At 50.4% G+C, this 17,485-nt stretch carries 14 protein-coding genes; 13 read left to right on the forward strand and 1 reads right to left on the reverse strand.

Going from position 1 to position 17,485, the window contains the following annotated elements:
- Window positions 1-30: 30 nt before the first annotated feature.
- The 9 genes from G8770_RS19830 to G8770_RS19875 all read left to right on the forward strand — a co-directional run bounded on the left by G8770_RS19830 (window position 31) and on the right by G8770_RS19875 (window position 11,070).
- The gene (locus tag G8770_RS19830; RefSeq protein WP_208022399.1) at window positions 31-384 is read left to right on the forward strand and encodes a DUF3467 domain-containing protein; all 354 of its coding nucleotides are present in this window, start codon (window positions 31-33) and stop codon (window positions 382-384) included.
- An 87-nt stretch (window positions 385-471) separates the two neighbouring features.
- Window positions 472-2,319, forward strand: coding sequence for an efflux RND transporter periplasmic adaptor subunit (locus tag G8770_RS24580; protein ID WP_167191187.1), 1,848 nt, complete (start codon window positions 472-474; stop codon window positions 2,317-2,319).
- Window positions 2,320-2,327: 8 nt separating this feature from the next.
- Window positions 2,328-4,475, forward strand: a complete 2,148-nt coding sequence (locus G8770_RS19840; RefSeq protein ID WP_167191189.1) for a biotin/lipoyl-binding protein — start codon at window positions 2,328-2,330, stop codon at window positions 4,473-4,475.
- Window positions 4,468-6,468 carry a preprotein translocase subunit SecA gene (locus G8770_RS19845; protein WP_167191191.1) on the forward strand — a complete coding sequence of 667 codons (2,001 nt, stop codon included), beginning with the start codon at window positions 4,468-4,470 and terminating at the stop codon, window positions 6,466-6,468. Before G8770_RS19840 ends, G8770_RS19845 begins: the two co-directional genes overlap by 8 nt.
- A gap of 111 nt (window positions 6,469-6,579) precedes the next feature.
- The gene (locus tag G8770_RS19850) at window positions 6,580-7,365 is read left to right on the forward strand and encodes an efflux RND transporter periplasmic adaptor subunit (protein ID WP_167191193.1); all 786 of its coding nucleotides are present in this window, start codon (window positions 6,580-6,582) and stop codon (window positions 7,363-7,365) included.
- A 29-nt stretch (window positions 7,366-7,394) separates the two neighbouring features.
- The gene (locus tag G8770_RS19855; RefSeq protein ID WP_167191195.1) at window positions 7,395-8,057 is read left to right on the forward strand and encodes a YoaK family protein; all 663 of its coding nucleotides are present in this window, start codon (window positions 7,395-7,397) and stop codon (window positions 8,055-8,057) included.
- 211 nt (window positions 8,058-8,268) lie between these two features.
- Window positions 8,269-8,829 (forward strand): hypothetical protein, encoded by a 561-nt coding sequence (locus tag G8770_RS19860; RefSeq protein WP_167191196.1) that lies wholly within the window; start codon window positions 8,269-8,271, stop codon window positions 8,827-8,829.
- Window positions 8,830-9,693: 864 nt separating this feature from the next.
- Window positions 9,694-9,984, forward strand: coding sequence for a YkgJ family cysteine cluster protein (locus G8770_RS19870; protein WP_167191200.1), 291 nt, complete (start codon window positions 9,694-9,696; stop codon window positions 9,982-9,984).
- Between the two features lie 348 nt (window positions 9,985-10,332).
- Window positions 10,333-11,070: an SDR family NAD(P)-dependent oxidoreductase gene (locus tag G8770_RS19875; protein WP_167191202.1), complete on the forward strand. Its 738-nt coding sequence runs from the start codon at window positions 10,333-10,335 to the stop codon at window positions 11,068-11,070.
- Window positions 11,071-11,332: 262 nt separating this feature from the next.
- Here the strand turns inward: G8770_RS19875 and G8770_RS19880 are convergent, their stop codons facing one another.
- Window positions 11,333-11,914, reverse strand: coding sequence for an OsmC family protein (locus G8770_RS19880; RefSeq protein ID WP_167191204.1), 582 nt, complete (start codon window positions 11,912-11,914; stop codon window positions 11,333-11,335).
- Window positions 11,915-12,088: 174 nt separating this feature from the next.
- Between G8770_RS19880 and G8770_RS19885 the strand changes: the two genes are divergently transcribed.
- The 4 genes from G8770_RS19885 to G8770_RS19900 all read left to right on the forward strand — a co-directional run bounded on the left by G8770_RS19885 (window position 12,089) and on the right by G8770_RS19900 (window position 17,274).
- Window positions 12,089-13,141 (forward strand): GlxA family transcriptional regulator, encoded by a 1,053-nt coding sequence (locus G8770_RS19885; RefSeq protein ID WP_167191206.1) that lies wholly within the window; start codon window positions 12,089-12,091, stop codon window positions 13,139-13,141.
- Window positions 13,142-13,144: 3 nt separating this feature from the next.
- On the forward strand, window positions 13,145-13,606 hold the full coding sequence (locus tag G8770_RS19890; protein ID WP_167191208.1) for a methyltransferase family protein: 462 nt from the start codon (window positions 13,145-13,147) through the stop codon (window positions 13,604-13,606).
- 152 nt (window positions 13,607-13,758) lie between these two features.
- Window positions 13,759-14,328, forward strand: coding sequence for a Tll0287-like domain-containing protein (locus G8770_RS19895; RefSeq protein WP_167191210.1), 570 nt, complete (start codon window positions 13,759-13,761; stop codon window positions 14,326-14,328).
- A gap of 471 nt (window positions 14,329-14,799) precedes the next feature.
- Window positions 14,800-17,274, forward strand: a complete 2,475-nt coding sequence (locus G8770_RS19900; protein WP_167191212.1) for a TonB-dependent receptor — start codon at window positions 14,800-14,802, stop codon at window positions 17,272-17,274.
- The last annotated feature ends 211 nt before the right edge of the window (window positions 17,275-17,485 follow it).

Here is a 17,485-nt window from a genome sequence, read left to right on the forward strand (position 1 = left end):
CCTTGAAAAACGTTAACTAAGGAAAGTAGCATGTCAACAGAAGCCGCCATGAAACAAGATAATGCCTCACCCGAAACTGCCCTGGAAGGTAAGACTGCCTCAGAAGGTAAACCAGCCCCGCAAGCTAAGCCGGCCCAGGTGGTCTGGAATGACAAAGGGATGGTGTCGCATTTCGCCAACGTGGTGAATATTCAAAGCACCAAAGATCAAATCGATCTGCTCTTTGGGACCAACCAAACCTGGAACCTGAGCCAGGAAAATGATGTCACGATTGATCTTTCCAGCCGCATTATGTTGACTCCTTTGGTTGCCAAACGTCTCAGCCAATCGTTGATCAAATTGTTGCAAGAACACGAAGCCCGTCATGGTGCCTTGACGGAGTAGCTGTTTGTCTGGACACAGCCCCAGACGACAGCGTCGGTTCAGGGGGCATGTTGTGTTTAAGCATGTTGTTTTTAAAGAGCTGGCACCGTGAACCAATCTCTTGATCGGCAAATTTCAAACACATTATCTGCTGACACGGAAAATGCCGATGTACAGTGGACGCAACTTCTTCATGCCACCTCATGTGAGGCTGCGGCACAGCCATGGCTGACTTTAACCTGTGCAGACATCAATCACATCGACGCCGGTATTCTGCTGCTCGGAGAGATGCAGAGCCAGTCCCCCCCCGCAGCCCAGTGGCCTGAGGAGATTTTGGTGTCCAGGTCTTTGTTGCAGCTGGCAGAGGTTGCCAGGGAATCGGGCAAAGGCACCATCAGAAAAATCGATAAAGGCACGTTGATTGCCTACCCCATCAAGTTGGATGACACGGTTTATGGAGCGGTGTGCTTGTCCATGAATACCGTTGACATGGTCTTCATCCGGGCAGCGATGCGCCAGTTACAGTGGGGCTGTGCCTGGCTGCGCGATATTGTTCGTCGTGAACACAGTCTTGGTGTGCAGGACCAACATCAATTTACCCAACTGGCCCTGGATATTATCGGTGATGTGATTGAGGCCGAAGGTGCCAGTGCGGCTGAACATGACCTTGTGCATCATCTGGTGTCAGAATTTTCCCTGGAGCGGGCCTGTCTGGGTTTTCTGGATAATGGCGCTTTGAACATTACCACCATTTCTCACAGCGCCAGTTTTGGTGAAGAGATGAATCTGGTGCGCCTGTTGGGTGAGGCGATGGAAGAGGCCATTGAGCAGTACACCATCATTCATTACCCCATGGATGACAGTGACATCCCCACCCTGGTGAGAGCCCATGAATCCTTGCACCTTGCCAATCGTACAGGTGTTATCTTAACCGTTCCGCTGTTAAAAAAAGGCGAGCCCATTGGGGCTTTATTGTGCGAATGCAGCAGGGATAAAACTCTGGCTCCCGCACACATAGATTTGATTTCGGGTATAGCGGCCTATGCTGGTGGCTTGTTGTTTGAAAAACGACAGAATGATAAATCACTGATCGGAAAAATCCGTGATTCGGCGATGCGCCAATATGACCGTATGGTTGGCAGAGGCTATACCGGGCGCAAGCTGACGGTACTCGGTCTGGCAGCCTTGGTGCTTTTTTTCACTTTTGCCCAGGGAGAATATCAGGTCAAGGCGGACGGTGTGTTAAAGGGAGAAATTCAACGCTCCATGGTGACGCCGTTTGATGGTTTTATTTTGTCGAGCCCGGTGAGAGCAGGTGACCGTGTGAAACAAGGCGATCTTCTGGTGGCCTTTGACGATAAAGACCTGGTGCTGGAAAGACTGAACTGGGTCTCCCAAAAACAGGAATACCTGTTCGAGTACAACCGGGCTTTGGGCAGCCGAAAACGGGCGGAAGTGAACATTTTTGAAGCCAGAATTGCCCAGGCAGATATCCAGCTGGAATTACTGGATCAGCAGTTGCAGCGCACCCAATTAACGGCCCCGTTTGATGGTTTGGTGGTGTCTGGCGACCTCAGTCAATCGATTGGCAGTAGCAGCAGGCGGGGGGACATCCTGTTTGAAATTGCGCCGCTGGAGGCTTATCGGCTAACACTGTCGGTAGATGAATCGCAAATCGCCGATGTTGAAGTGGGTCAGAAAGGCATCTTTCTCACCGGCTCTTTACCCGACTCACCGTTTAATTTTTCGGTGACAAAAATTACCCCTGTGGCCAAAGCGGTTGACGGGGAAACCGTTTTTGAGATTGAAGCGACGGTGACCGACCCGGTCGATGTGTTACGTCCGGGTATGGAAGGCCTGGGTAAGATTGACTCGGGTCAACGCAATCTGTTGTGGATCTGGACACGCAGCCTGACGCATCGTCTGCGCCTTGTGTTCTGGTCTGTTTTTGCCTAGGGTCGACGATGAAAAGTTCGCATTTTTCACAGAATTGGTATCGGGTTGCAAATCTGAAGCTGTGTCTGCGAAACCATGTGGACATTCATCGCCAGATCATGCGCGGTAAAACCTGGTATGTCATACAGGATGCCCAATCCGGAAAATACTTCCGGGTTTCCCCTTCCTCCAGAGCCATGATTGTGCGTTTGGATGGCCGCCAGACGGTGGACCAGATCTGGCAAGAAGAAGGAAAAAAGCTCGGTAAGTTACAGCCGAGCCAGGGGGAAATGATTGAGCTGATTGCTCAACTGTATCGCGCTGACCTGATTCGTGGTGACGTTCCTCCGTACATTGAGGAAATGGTTTATCGTGCCGGCAAAGAGAGTCGCCAGCGCCTGTTGATGCGCTATAAAAATCCGCTGGCTTTGCGTTTTCCCCTCATCGATCCAGATCGCTTTCTTGACAAGGTCATGCCGTTGTTCCGACCGCTGTTTAATCCCTGGGGCATGCTGCTGGGATTCGGGATCATTGCAGCGGCCATTGTGCTTGCCGCAATGCATTGGGGGGCGCTGACGTCGAATCTCTCTGACCGGGTGTTCTCCCAAAATAATTTGATTTTATTGGTGCTCTTGTATCCGCTCATCAAGGGGATACATGAACTGGGTCATGCCATCACGGCAAAAGCTTTTGGCGGCGAAGTGCATGAAATTGGACTGATGTTACTGGTGTTTATGCCGGTGCCCTATGTGGATGCCAGTTGCTCTGCCGCCTTTAAAAATCACTGGCAACGAGCCGCCGTCGGGGCCGCGGGCATACTGGTTGAATGCCTGTTGGCCGCACTGGCGCTGTTTGTGTGGTTGGAGGCTGAGCCGGGTCTGCTGCGGGCCGCTGCGTTCAATGTCATGATGATTGGCGGGGTGTCTACTCTGCTGTTTAACGGTAACCCGCTGCTGCGCTTTGATGGTTATTATGTGTTGTCGGACATCCTCAATATCCCCAATCTGGCCGGCAGATCCAGCAAATACCTGATTTATCTGATTCAAAAAAAAATGTTCTCACTGCCCGATCTGGAGAATCCTGCCCACTCTGCAGGGGAGGCGCGTTGGTTCGTATTTTATGGCATTGCCTCTTTTTGTTATCGCCTGGTGATCATGATGACGATTGCGCTGTTCATCGCCAGCAAATTCTTTTTTATTGGCGTCATACTGGCGTGCCTGAGCCTTTATATGTCTCTGCTGCTGCCACTGCTAAAGGGCTTGCGCTATGTCCTGCAGTCGCCGTCACTGGGCTCTCATCGGCCGAGGGTTCAGCTCATTAGCGCGTCGGTATTGTTGGTGTTGTTGGGCGTCCTGTTTGTTCTTCCGGCGCCCTATGATACCAAAACAGAAGGCATCGTCTCTTTGGGAAGCCACAGTCGAGTCGTGAGCGGCACCTCGGGTTTTGTGTCTGAAATATTGTATGACACCGGCTCAACCATAAAAGCAGGTGATGTCCTGGTCGTTCTGGAAGACCGAGAACTGGCATTCTCCATTCGCTTGCTCGAGGCCGAGTTACAGGAATACAAGGCCAGTTACAGAGCAGTCAACCTGTATGACCGGGTACAGGCGGATATTCTCAAACAACAAATTGCCCGTACCGAAGCCCGTTTGTCCTTCATTCGCCAGCGGCAATCCAGACTCTCAATCCGGGCCGGGGCCGATGGTCATTTTGTGTTGCTCTCCAGCCCGGATTTACAGGGCCGATATATTTCGGAAGGTACGGTTGTCGGCTACGTCATGCCCAGTGCCATTATGGACGTCAATGTGCTGGTGCAGGGCAATCGCGCTTCACTGGTGAGTGACGATACGGTGGCCGTTGAAGTGAGGTTGGAGGGCGCCATCGACAAGGTCATTGGAGCCAGCATCATTCGCCAGGCGCCCTCGGCGCTGGTCAGCCTTCCCAGTTCGGTACTGGCGGCTGAAGGCGGTGGTTTGATTGCGGTCAATCCAAACTCCGGCAGCAGGCTGGAACCTCTCGATAATTACTATCAATTTGAACTCGCGTTGAGCCAGTCGGTGACTGACGTGCTGGTGGACAATCGTGTCTACGTGCGGTTTGTGCACTCGGCGATGCCTTTGGGATTGCAGTGGTTCCGACTCGCGAGGCAAACCTTTCTGAGTATGTTAAATGTCTGACGCCCCCTGTGTGACAGAAGACCGGATAAGGGTGCCGGCCCTGATCACGGCTTTTGAAAAGCAGTGGCGGAAAGAGGGCGCGCTGGAACTTTGGTTGACGCGCCTGGAAGGTCTGTTTTTGGGATGGTGTCGCGGTCGATATCTGCGGGACAGCTTTGGCCTGGTGTCAGGCTCGAGATCACAGCAGTCCGCAGTGGCGTCTTTAAGTGATCACGAGCTGCGTGCGCGCACTCGAACCGTTGGCGGGCAGTTGCGGCACGCCGGCCTGTCGGATCGTGAATCCCTGACCGCATTACTGGGCCTGTTAAGTGAGGTTTCGGTACGCAGCCTGGGACTTAAACCCCACGCGGTGCAATTGGTCGGAGTGCGGGTGTTGCTGGATGGGCATTTGGCGGAGATGGCAACCGGGGAGGGGAAAACTCTGGTGGCCGGTCTGGCGGCGGCGGCGGCGGCCTTGTGTGGGATGTCTGTGCATGTCGTGACCGTGAATGATTACCTGGCCGAGCGCGATGCGGCGTATGTGATGCCGTTAATGCGCTTCTTGCGCCTGTCGGTCGGTGTGGTGGTGCAGGAAACCTCGCTTGAGGACAGGGTCCGGGCCTATGCGCTGCCGGTGTGTTATTGCACCAACAAGGAACTGGCGTTCGATTACCTCAGGGATGCCAGCCTGAACCAACGCCACAAGCGCTTATCGAGAATGGCTTTTTCCCGGTTTCAAGCGGGACAATCGGCCACTCGCAGGGTTCAATCGCTGGGCTTTGCGATAGTTGATGAAGCCGACAGTATTTTAATTGATGAGGCTCGCACACCGCTGATTCTGTCTGCCGGGGTGGAAGCCAATCTTGATGCAGAGGTGATCCGGCAAATCATGCGCTACGCCCAAACTCTGCAGGAGGGACATCACTACCGCATCAACAAACTGCAGTCACTGATTGTGTTATTGGAGCCTGGCAGGCAGGCCTTGCATGAAAGGTTTGCTGCAGTCAGCGCTGGCCCCTTGTTTCTGGAGGTGCTGCGCGAAGAGTTATTGCTGCAGGCGCTGAGTGCACTCTACCTCTATCACGTGGATCAGCATTATTTAATCGTCGATGACAAGGTTTCCATGATTGATGAGTACACCGGACGGGTAATGCCTGATCGGGTCTGGAGTGAGGGTTTACACCAGATGATAGAGTTTAAAGAAGGGTGCCCCTTATCCGATCCGCAACGCACCATGGCCAGAATGACCTACCAGCGTTTTTTTCGCCGCTACCAAAAACTGGCAGGGATGACAGGCACGGCTGCGGAAGTCAGTGGCGAGTTCTGGAATGTCTACGGCCTGCAAGTTCACTCGGTGCCTACCCACAAACCCTGTGCCCGGGTGGTTTTAAAAGATAAGGTGTTTCTGACCAAAGCACTGAAATGGCAGTATCTCGTGCAGCGGGTACAGGCGATACACGAGACGCAAGCCCCGGTCTTGATTGGTGTGCGCAGTGTTTCGGCCATCAAGGAGGTCGCCGGGCAACTGACGCAAGCCGGGTTGGAATTTGAAACCTTGCATGCGGCCGACGATCAGCGTGAAGCGGAGATTATCGTATCCGCCGGTGAACTGGGAAAAATCACGGTGGCAACCAACATGGCCGGACGCGGTACGGATATTGCCCTGGGCCAGGGTGTTGCGGCGGTTGGCGGGTTGCATGTCATTATGACTGCGCGCCACGACTCGGGTCGCATTGACCGGCAGTTGATGGGACGCTGCGCCCGGCAGGGTAATCCAGGCTGCTTTCAAACGCTGCAATCGCTTGAAGATGATCTTGCATTGGTGGTCAGGCCGTCATTTTTTTTGACGTGTGCGCAATCGCGGTTGAAAAAAAGTAAAGACACGGCGGCGGGCTGGATTTTGGCGTGGGGTCAGAAAAAGCTGGAGCAGGAGCATTCCAGAGCGCGTGAGCGATTGTTGAAAAATGATCATTCAGAAAGTGAATTGCTGGCCTTCAGTGGCCATCCGGAATAGGGACACACCATGTTTGACGGCTTGAATCGCTTGAAACGGACTCTGCAGTCTACCGGCAGGTATCTGCTTTGGGGGCTTGTCTGTTTATCCTCTCAGATGGCTTTTTCTCAAATGGACAGCCGGTCAGAGTTTGACTGCCTGATTGATCCTGCTCAGGTACTGGATCTTGGCAGTCCGATTATTGGTGTGTTGGATCAAGTGCTGGTGTCGCGGGGGGATACGGTAAAAAAAGGCCAGTTGGTTGCCCAGGTGGAATCCAGCATCGAAGAGTCGGACCTGAAAATTGCCAGCTTAATGGCCTCCAGCGAAGCAACGATCAAGGCTCGGGAAGCCCAGGTGAACTACGCGCGCAAACAGTGGGAGCGGGCGATTGAGCTGCAACAAAAAGGCGCAATATCCAGCCAAAGCTTTGATGAACTGAAAGCCAATTACATCATCGCCGTGCAGGATTTGGAAGTGGCCAATTTTGAGCGTCAGCGTATGTCGTTGGCGAAGGAGAAAGCGCAGGCGATACTGGCGCAAAGAAAAATACGCAGTACCATCAACGGGGTTGTACAAAAAGTAGATCGCGGGCCCGGTGAATACGTGTTCCAGGAGGCCTCCATTATGACGGTGGTGCAACTGGATCCCCTTTTTATTGAGACTTTTATTCCGGTAGATCGCTATAAAGACGTTAAATTAGGTATGATGGGCAGTGTCTCCATTTCAGAGCCGGAAGAAAAAACCGTCAAAGCGGAAGTTATCGTTGTTGATAAAGTATTTGATACCACCAGCGGAACCATTGGTGTGCGCTTAAAGCTGGATAATCCCGAGGGGTTAATACCCGCTGGTCAGCGCTGTCAGGTTCAATTTCAAGGTGCCGACACGATTCCTACTGTGACAACGATTTCGGACTGATACCATTCCATTAAACTAGAGAAAAATCGTTGATCTCAAAATTACCCAAGTGGATTGAATACGGCGCATTTGTTCTTGCGTTTGTGGCTGGCAGTATCAATGCTATAGGCCTTTTGGGCTTTGATCATCAGTCTGTTTCTCACCTTTCGGGCACCGCCACGCTGCTGGGCTCCAGCTTCCATGATTCTTCTTTTGAACAGACGGCTCATTTGGCGGGGATATTGGGTGCCTTCCTGATAGGTGCCTCAATATCAGGGCTCTTGCTGCATGGCAGCAGGTTGAAACTGGGTCGTCACTACGACACGACTTTGCTGCTGGAAGCGGCATTAATTTTTGTGTCCCTGTATTTATTATCAAACGGTTCGTTTTATGGCCACTATACGGCGTCAGCCGCTTGCGGCATACAGAACGCATTGGCGACGACTTACAGTGGCGCGGTGATTCGAACCACCCATCTCACCGGAATTTTTACTGACCTGGGTATTATGATGGGTGAGGCCATGCGGGGCAGGTCGTTTGATAAACGTAAAGCCATCCTGTTCCTGCTCATCATTAGCGGTTTTATTACCGGAGCAACCGTTGGTACCTTTGCTTTTGATCTTTACCAATTTAACGCTTTGTTGGCTCCCGGTGTTATTTGCATTATGTTGGCGGGAATCTATCGTTTTTACTCATTAGTAACTAGTAACTAGTAACTAGTAACTAGAGACTCAGGTTCCGGTTATCTACATCGGTGAATATTGATATAGTTTTTTATAACTGTAACAAAGTATCTTTTTCGAACGACAATCGGAGCCTTAAATTACGATTGAGAAAAGGGTAACTTTGGCACTATAGTTAGGGTCTCTATTTGTTTGTGGGGGAGCACTACTTTCCTGACAAAGAACGGAGGAGGCTTAGATCATGTTCAATAAGGATCAGTTCATCCGCGATTGCACAAAGGCTGTGGCTGAAGGGAAGGAGGCTGTCCGCGAGGTTGTGGCAGAAGCTGTTTCTGATACAAAAAATGTCCTGTCTGCCCTTGGTGAGCAAGAGCATGCTGGCATCTACCCACTGTACCGGTCAGCGGATCTTACCATCATCAACTTTACGTGGGCACCGTGTATGAGTTTGATGCCACATAACCACCAGATGTTTTCAGTAGTTGGTATATATTCCGGCAGAGAAGACAATATTTTCTGGCGAAGAACTGATACCAGTATTGAAGCGGCTGGAGCGAAATCGCTTGGCGCAGGCGACGTGACCACACTTGATCGAACGATCATCCATTCAGTCCTTAATCCCATTGGGAAAATGACCGGTGCCATTCATGTGTATGGTGGGGATTTTTTCGCACCTCTTGAGCCAAGAAGTGAGTGGGATCACGAAACATTAATCGAACGTCCCTGGGACATAGATCGCGTTAAATCTCTGTTTCAAGAGGCAGAAGCAAGATTTTACACCCCTTTAAAGGGTAAGAGCTGAAAATGTCGAGAATTGGGAAAAGGCAATAATATCGGGGGCAGGCACTCTCCCCCTTTCTCCCCCCAAGTCTGTTCAGTGGGAGTGATTGCTCGTTTGAGGGTCGATGGCAGCTGTTCGGTAAGCGAATCAGCAAGCAAATCAGGGGTGTCACCACCTACCGGACGGTGTGACCAATTCACCCTCGGCAGGCAATCATTCTATGAATACTCCATGCCCGCCTGGTAGTTTGAGCGAATGGCATCCTCAAAAGGGAGAAAGGCATAGGCGGTCTGTCATTGCTGATCTATGGAATCTTTTTTTGTCGCTTTAAGATCGATATGCTCTTTGTCAGGAACTACTGCTCGATAGCTGGAGCGAAATCGGGTATCTTTGCCGATATCGAAATATTGTCTAACCTTATCGAAAGTAAACTTCTTACGACATCAACCCTGTCGGTCGGGCGAGAGCAACTTTGGTTGCATCGTCAGGCGTATATTGTTGTCGATTACCCCATGAGTTGAGTGATGAGGAAATAATGTAATGTCAACCACGAGAGTCATTTTTCATGGCAAGTAAAGAATTTATCCTACAGAGAATTTGTATTTATGCGGGTAGAGAGTTTGATCCATTAGTGGATACACAAGTGGCCGAAGTTTTGCGATCAAAATTTAATATCCACTTGCCACAAAGGGCGTCGGTGAATGCATCGCTGACATCATCGATAAGCGACCATGAAATCATCAGTCTTATATTGCAATACCGTACAATGGACTAGTGCTAGGGCAATCATGTTGTCTATGAATTTACAATGTAACCGCTCTGATATGTCGGCAAAAAACCTCAAATTGGAGTACCATGTTGCAATTGCGTTGATGGTACCTATTCGTGACGATACCTATAAAAGATGTAACCACTGCTGAAATTTCTTGCTCAAATTGTCAGGCGTGTTGCTGCCGTTTGGAAGTGATGATTATTTCTGACACAGGCGTGCCTGAACAACACATTGCGTTCGACGAATGGGGGGGTGAAACCATGTTGCGTTTGGCGGATGGTTGGTGCTCAGCTTTGGACCGGGAAACGTTCCTCTGTACGATTTATGAAAACCGGCCCTGGATTTGTCGAGAATTCGAAATGGGTTCCTACGAATGTCGCAGTGAAAGGTCTGAGTTAATTTAAACTTGGGGTCTTATTTTTTGGGTGTAAGAAAATGGTTAAAAATTGCGCGGCAAAGCTACCTGAAGATACATTACAGCCACGGCTAAAATGCGCTTTGAACGTCCCGCGATACATTTATGCGCATGTGAAAAGAGTCTGTAGGCCGCGCGATCGATTTTCCTTTACCTCATCAATAGCTCATGCCAGCAGAAGACGAGTGTGAGGAAAAAGACCACAAGGTATTGTACTATGACCTGATCAATCGTTCAGGCTTTAAAATTCAAAAATTCAAAAATTCAAAAATTCAAAAATTCAAAAATTCAAAAATTCAAAAATTCAAAAATTCAAAAATTCAACAGGAACTATCATATGTCTAAAGTGGCCATCATCACCGGCGCCAGTTCCGGCATCGGCGCTGCGACTGCAGAACTCTTTCACGCTGAGGGTTATAAGGTTGTACTGGCCGGTCGCAATAAAGACCGACTCACAGCCGCTGCGTCTAACCTGCACGATGCCATTACCTGGGCTGGGGATTTAACCAGCAGCAAAGCCTGCAACGAGTTGATCGAATTTACTCTTTCACACTACGGTCGTGTGGATGTGTTGATCAATTGTGCCGGGGTGATCCACCGTTATACTGCGGAAGAGACTACCGATGAGCATTGGGAAAACACCATGGCGGTGAATTTAAACGCGCCATTTTTTCTTTCAAGGTCGGCCATCCCACACATGAAAACGTCAGGCGGTGTTATTTTAAACATTGCCTCAGACTGGGGTTTACAAGGTGGACAATTGGCAGCAGCTTATTGCGCCAGTAAAGGGGGGCTTGTCTTAATGACCAAAGCCATGGCCCTGGATCATGCGAAAGAGAACATTCGCGTCAATGCCATTTGCCCGGGAGATGTGGATACACCCATGCTCAAAGTGGAATCCGAGCAGCGTGGCATGGATTATCAAACAGCCATGATTCAAAATAACGCAGACAGCCCAACCGGGCGAATTACCTTGCCAGCCGAAGTCGCCGCATTATGTTTGTATTTAGCCTCCGATGCCGCCGCACAAATTACCGGCACAGCCATTCCGATTGACGGTGGCAATACGGCGTAATTTGTTAAGTGAGTTCAATCCGTGACGACAATGGGCTGAGTTGCTGAGTTGCTGAGTGGCTAAGATATAAACTGTGTTCCACCTCTGACGGTCAACCGGTCAACCGGTCAACCGGTCAATGGTCCGATGGGATACGCAACCTTGAACAAGGGCGGCAAGGGTATGGGGGGCTGACTTTGTAACCCCTGCCGCCTTAATGTAAACATTGTTGTCTGTTCTTGTTGCTATCCCTGGATATTGGATCAGACGTCTTTTGTATTGACTAGGCGGCCACAACCCTGCGCACCCTTTCAACAGAGACCGGTACAGGGCGGCACACGGTATTACACACCGGAGAGTGATCGCGAGCAAAACTGATCAGATCGTCCAGCTCTTCGTCGCTGCAATCCGCTTCGATGTGCATCCGGATCTGAATCGACTCATAGCCCACAGGCACCCGATCATCCATCGCTAACAATCCTTGTACATCGATTTTTCCTTTCAGCTCGGTGGCTAGCTTGTGAATTTTTATGCCGCGTGCTGTTGCGTGTAAAACGGTTGTGGTGGTCACACAACCGGCCAGAGCATGTAATAAAAACTCGACCGGGTTGGCGCCTTCATTGTTGCCCAGCAGTACAGGCGGTTCGCCGTTGGTAAATTCAAAGGCCTTGTCGCGTGAATTATCTTCCGCTTTGGCACCATAGAAATCCTTGATCGTGGAGCGATTTTCACCGCCATTGATCCACTGATTGCGCGCACGAAATTCGAACAGCGCAATACCGGGATCTTGTTGAATGGCGCCGATGGTTTGCTGCATCTGTGCCAGGTCTAGGCCGTTACGAGTCAGGTTGTCGTGGTTGGTCATGATGTTATCCTCACTAAAGGTTGGGTCAGGCCTGGGTTGTCCATGCGGGGCTATCCATCCAGGTTTTTCAGCCAGGGTATCCAGGCAGGGGAGTAGTGTAGGACTTGGGCTGCTAAGCTATAAGATGCAATAGCGTCAAAAGCGTGTCATTTGTGCCACAGGTTGGGCAAGGGTATGGCAGAAAAAACGACTGATTCAGGTTCAGGTCAACTTAGAGTGCTGATTCTGGCGATTCCTGAGACCGCAGGCTCGGCCCTCTACGGTATGGTCGACGTGCTCAACGCCGCCGGCAATCTCTGGCAAACACTGGTGCGCAGTGACGCTGGTTTTAACCCGTTTGAGGTGAATATTGTCTCGTCGCAAAAGCAGGTGTTTAGCTGTGGTAACCGCATTCCGGTTATGCCCGATTGCGCCATTGACACGGCTGCTGATGCCGACATTATTATTTTGCCTGAGTTGTGGCTTGGCCCCGACCAATCCATAAAAGGCCGCTATCCTCAAATTATGGATTGGTTGCGGCAGCACTATCAGCAAGGCGGTTTTATTTACAGCGCTTGCTCGGGGTCCATCATGTTGGCCGAATCCGGATTGCTGGATGGCTGCTCGGCCACCTCGCATTGGGGATACCAGGATTTGTTTAAGCAACAATACCCTCTAGTCAAGTTTACTCCAGGGCCTAATTTGGTGTTTGCCGATGCGAATGGCCGGATTGTAACGGCAGGTGGGACGACGTCCTGGCATGATCTGGCGATACACATTATTTCTCGCCATGTCAGTACGGGTGAAGCTGTGCGCATCGCCAAAGTGTATTTGTTGAAGTGGCATGGCGAAGGGCAGCTGCCCTATGCCAGCCTCAACCTGAATGTGCTTCACAACGATTCGGTTGTGAAAAAATGCGAACAGTGGTTAAAAGATCATTATCGTGAAAAGGACGCCTTGCCGAAGGTACTCCTCTACGCCAAACTTCCAGAGCGCACGCTCAAGCGCCGGTTTAAGGCGGCTACGGGACATTCGCTGGTGACCTATATTCAGAACTTACGCATTGAAGAAGCCAAACAGTTACTGGAATCCACACAGTTGACCACGGACGACATCAGCGTCCAAATCAGTTACGAAGATACCTCTTTTTTCAGGCGGTTGTTTAAGCGATTAACGGGGTTATCACCCAGCCAGTATCGAAGAATGTTTCAACCTTTGAGCGCGTTGGGAAAGGATCAGGGAAAGTAAATCATGAAATTTCTCCACAACAAAATTCCTCCTCCGCTGGTTGCGGCTTTATGTGGCGCCTGCATGTGGGGCGTGAGCTTGATCAGTTCAACCTTGGATTTTCCTGCTGTTGCGAAGTACCTGCTGATGGGACTGTTGCTGATCACAGGGTTGGTTTTTCTGGTTTTGGGAGCCATGGCCTTTCGCAAGGCCAAGACCACCGTCAACCCATTAAAGCCGGATACGGCTACTGAGCTGGTGACCAACGGCGTGTATGCGGTTTCCAGAAACCCGATGTATGTGGGTTTTGTGTTTTTGATGTTGGCGTGGGCGGTGTATTTGGCATCCGCCTGGTCTTTGATGTTCGTCGCTCTTTATATAATCTACATTCACTGTTTTCAAATCAAGCCAGAAGAGCAGGCGCTTGAGCGGTTATTTGGCCAGCAGTTTGTGAATTACAAAGGCCGCGTTCGACCCTGGTTATAACTTTCCGAGGCGATATTATTCAGTGGTTATTACTGGAAGGGTAATTAAAACGGATTTTACTGTTTGGGTAGCCAGGCTTAATGTTCAGGACTATTACTTAACGATCAAGACAAGTCTTTAACGATCAAAGTGACACCGAAAAGGTTATTGTGATGACCCCTAAAACAGTGATGGCGTTGTCTCTCATCGCATTATCAATACCATTATTCACCGTGATGTCAGCCTATGCCGAAGACAGTGGCAAGGGTTTGGATGGCGCCGAAATTATTTCAAGGTTTAAAGTTGAGTTGCAGACGGCGCTCCGTTCAGGCTTGAAAGAGGGGCCTTTGCACGCGATGTCCGTCTGTAAAATGACGGCGCCAGGTATCGCTCAGAAACTGTCCGTGAATGGAATCCGGGTTGGGCGTACCAGTGATCGATTGAGAAATCCCAATAATGTTGCTCCTGACTGGGTGCAACCCATCTTAAATGACTTCCTTGAAAACAAGACGGACAGATGGGCTAAAGAAGTCTTACTCCCGGATGCTCGTATCGGCTATGTGGAACCTATTACGGTTCAACCCTTGTGTACGACTTGTCACGGGGACGTGCTTGCGGATGAAGTCTCTGAGCAACTCCAGTTGCTGTATCCACAAGACCGTGCAACCGGCTATAGAATTGGTGAGTTCCGCGGTTTGTTTTGGGTAGAGTATCCGGTGAGCGGAGTGAGGTCGGCAGAATGAGAAGGTGCTGATACCGGTTCACCTCTGAACCGGGTTGCCTTTTAAAGCGGCCATTAAACAGAGTAGAACGCCTCTTCTTTGTTGGTCATCTCACGGTCTATTGTGCAGCCGCTGTCGCGCGCTCCCAGTTGATGACGTTCTCATTTTTTGTCCGTACAATTTCGCCTCCAATAATTTCTGCGCGCGCTAAATTTCCGATAATGCGGTAAACCCGTCAATAAATTCTAACTGCTTGGAACGTTGGGGAGTGATGCGTTAAGTAACGTCCTCTCATCACCGTTATTGGTTGTTGTGGATATGGATACTGATGTTTCCGTTTGACAGAGTAAAAGAAAACACTGCACACTGTAGTTGAACAGTGCTGTACAGCAATAAGATTGGCAATTTCGCTGTTGAACACATCTTTTTACAACACTGGTTCAGCAGCCCGTTTGTTCGAAATATAAAATAATAAACTCGGGGAAACTCAGGATGAAAATCAATAAAAGTGTGTTGGCCATTGTTATAAGCATTATGGTGGGTCCCACCGTTCAGGCGCAAACGGTGCCTGATACTTCAACTTCAGCCAGAATTACCTCCTTGGAAGAGATTGTTGTGACCGCGCGTCGGCGACAGGAAACCGCGCAGGATTCTCCTGTGGCTTTAACCGTATTGAATGATGCCCTACTGGATCGTTACAGCATCACGGGTATAGACAGTATTGCCAGTTTGACGCCGGGATTGGTCACTGGTGAATCCGGTGGTGCGGTAGGTGGCAGTATTTCCCTGCGTGGTGTGGGCTCTGGTGAGTCGCAGGCGTTCATCGATCAGGCCGTGTCGATTAATATTGATGGTATCCCGATCAGTACGGCACAAATTCTGCGCGTTGCTCAAATGGATCTACAACAGATTGAAATCCTGCGCGGTCCCCAGGCCTTGTTTTTCGGTAAAAACAGCCCCGGTGGCATCATCTCACTGACTACGGCCAGTCCTGGCGACGAATTTGAAATGAAATTACGCACGGGGTATGAATTCGATGCGAAAGAGTGGTTTGTCGATGCCGCCATCTCGGGGCCGATCACGGAAAAAGCCGGTTTTCGATTGGCAGCCTACTACTCGGATATGGATGGCTATATTGATGTTGACTCACCGGTGCATTTAATTCCTGAGGATAATGACCCCTATGCGATTAAGGCGTCCCACCTTGACGCTTTTCCCCAGCAGGAAGACATGTTTTTGCGGGGCACCTTTACCCTCGACCCCATTGACGAATTGAGAATTTCTCTTAAGGGCACCTATGCCGACACCGAAATTGATGGTGCGACTTCGTATTTCAGTGACATTACACACTGCCCTTACGGCAATCCGCAGGAACTCTACCCGGTTGCTGGGAACTGTAAAAACGATGGTGAGATTATAACCTCCCAGATTCCTGGAGAAGTGCTTGCCCTTAACCCTCAGCTGAAAAGCAATGGCCACCGTGACAGTGAACAGACTTTGATATCGGCAACGGTAGAATTTGACCTGACTGAATCGTTAACCCTGACGTCCGTGACGGGCTATTACGATGCGGAAGAGGAACTGTCTTCCAATGGTGGCTACGGTCTCGCCCCGAGTAATGTCTATGCCGTGAATTATGAAAATGAACAGATTTCTGAAGAGCTGCGCCTGGCGTCTAACTTTTCGGGCCCGTTCAATTTTTTAATGGGTGGTTTTTATGAGGAACGGGAGCTCTACACCGATACCTATATTGTCATTCCCACGGTTGCCGCACCGACGTGTCCACTGTGTTTCGAACTGCCGTTTGAGACGACCAGTCAGGATCAGGAAAGTTACTCTTTCTTTGCGCAACTGCTTTTCGACTTCACGGAGCAAATTGAGCTTTCAGTCGGTGGCCGATACACCCATGAAACGAAGGAAGTCACCGAGTATACGATCATCGCAGAATCTCCCTTTGATCCGGCACCGGTTCTCAAAGGAACGCCAATCGATGTGCTGGGGCTGCCCACCTATCCGGGTGACACAAAACTGGATTTTAGCAATTTTTCTCCGGAGGTCACCCTGACCTACAAACCCTTCGAGAACATGATGTATTTTGCATCCTATAAAGAAGGCTATAAATCTGGAGGGTTTGACGGCTCCTACACGGCAGGCGCTGTGCTCACCAAAGGGGTCAACTCTTTCGACCCTGAAGAGGTCTCCGGCTTTGAGTTGGGCCTTAAATCCAGTCTGATGGATAAGCAGGTCATCTTTAACGCCACAGCTTATTGGTACGACTATCAAGACCTTCAGGTAGCAACCTATGATACCGCTGCTCGCTCTTTCGGAACCGGTAATGCGGCAGAAGCGACGGTAAGAGGCATTGAGCTCGAAACCAAATACTACCCTCAAGCGGCACCGGGCCTGGAACTACACGCGACTGCCAACTTTAACGACGCGGAGTTCGATGAGTTTTTTGCCCAATGTTATAAATCCCAGTCGCAGGCGCTAGGCTGTGACAATGACATCGATCCCAGTACCGGATTTGGCAATACGCAGGATCTGTCGGGAGTACAATTGCGCAAGGCACCGGAATTCACCGCTACGGTGGGGGGATACTACGAAACATCATTGGCATCGGGCCTTATGATGAGCTTTTCATCAGACCTTTTCTATTCCGGAAAGTATAACTATGGTACCGATTACCAGCCTTACACTGAGCAGCAAAGCTTCTTTAAACTGGATGCCTCAATGCGGATTTTTTCAGAAGATAATCATTGGGAACTGGCACTGATCGGCCGCAACCTGAGTGACGAGCGGAATCTGGTCAATGGTATCGACCGTACGGGTACCGGTGGCGCTTACGGCACCACATCACCGGTATGCAGCTCTCTGCCAGCGACGGGAGGCTGTATTGCGGCGGCAGACGTTATTGGTACACCGACCCGAGGTCGGACGTTAACCCTGCAAGCGACATACCGATACTGAGCCACCCTCAGCCAATGGCCCGCCTTGATCATCATTGCGGGCCATTATAGCCCCTATAACCCCTATAACCCCTCCCCAAGAGCCGATACACGGAGCGTCCTGATAGTGCCCGCTCATGGTATCTGGACGTGTTGAGGTTGTCGCTGGAAGGTCTGGAGTCGTCTGGCCTCTGATTCTACAGGTCTTGCCTGTTATGGGTATTTAATGGCTA

Origin of the sequence: Pseudomaricurvus hydrocarbonicus (genome assembly GCF_011602365.1) — a bacterium.
In the GTDB taxonomy this organism is placed as follows: Bacteria; Pseudomonadota; Gammaproteobacteria; order Pseudomonadales; family Cellvibrionaceae; genus Pseudomaricurvus; species Pseudomaricurvus hydrocarbonicus.

Coding starts and splice junctions, on each gene's coding strand:
- G8770_RS19845 (WP_167191191.1), top strand. CDS start 4,468: ATGTCTGACGCCCCCTGTGTGACAGAAGACCGGATAAGGGTGCCGGCC.
- G8770_RS19860 (WP_167191196.1), top strand. CDS start 8,269: ATGTTCAATAAGGATCAGTTCATCCGCGATTGCACAAAGGCTGTGGCT.
- G8770_RS19895 (WP_167191210.1), top strand. CDS start 13,759: ATGACCCCTAAAACAGTGATGGCGTTGTCTCTCATCGCATTATCAATA.
- G8770_RS19885 (WP_167191206.1), top strand. CDS start 12,089: ATGGCAGAAAAAACGACTGATTCAGGTTCAGGTCAACTTAGAGTGCTG.
- G8770_RS19850 (WP_167191193.1), top strand. CDS start 6,580: ATGGACAGCCGGTCAGAGTTTGACTGCCTGATTGATCCTGCTCAGGTA.
- G8770_RS19890 (WP_167191208.1), top strand. CDS start 13,145: ATGAAATTTCTCCACAACAAAATTCCTCCTCCGCTGGTTGCGGCTTTA.
- G8770_RS19830 (WP_208022399.1), top strand. CDS start 31: ATGTCAACAGAAGCCGCCATGAAACAAGATAATGCCTCACCCGAAACT.
- G8770_RS19840 (WP_167191189.1), top strand. CDS start 2,328: ATGAAAAGTTCGCATTTTTCACAGAATTGGTATCGGGTTGCAAATCTG.
- G8770_RS19875 (WP_167191202.1), top strand. CDS start 10,333: ATGTCTAAAGTGGCCATCATCACCGGCGCCAGTTCCGGCATCGGCGCT.
- G8770_RS19880 (WP_167191204.1), bottom strand. CDS start 11,914: ATGACCAACCACGACAACCTGACTCGTAACGGCCTAGACCTGGCACAG.
- G8770_RS19900 (WP_167191212.1), top strand. CDS start 14,800: ATGAAAATCAATAAAAGTGTGTTGGCCATTGTTATAAGCATTATGGTG.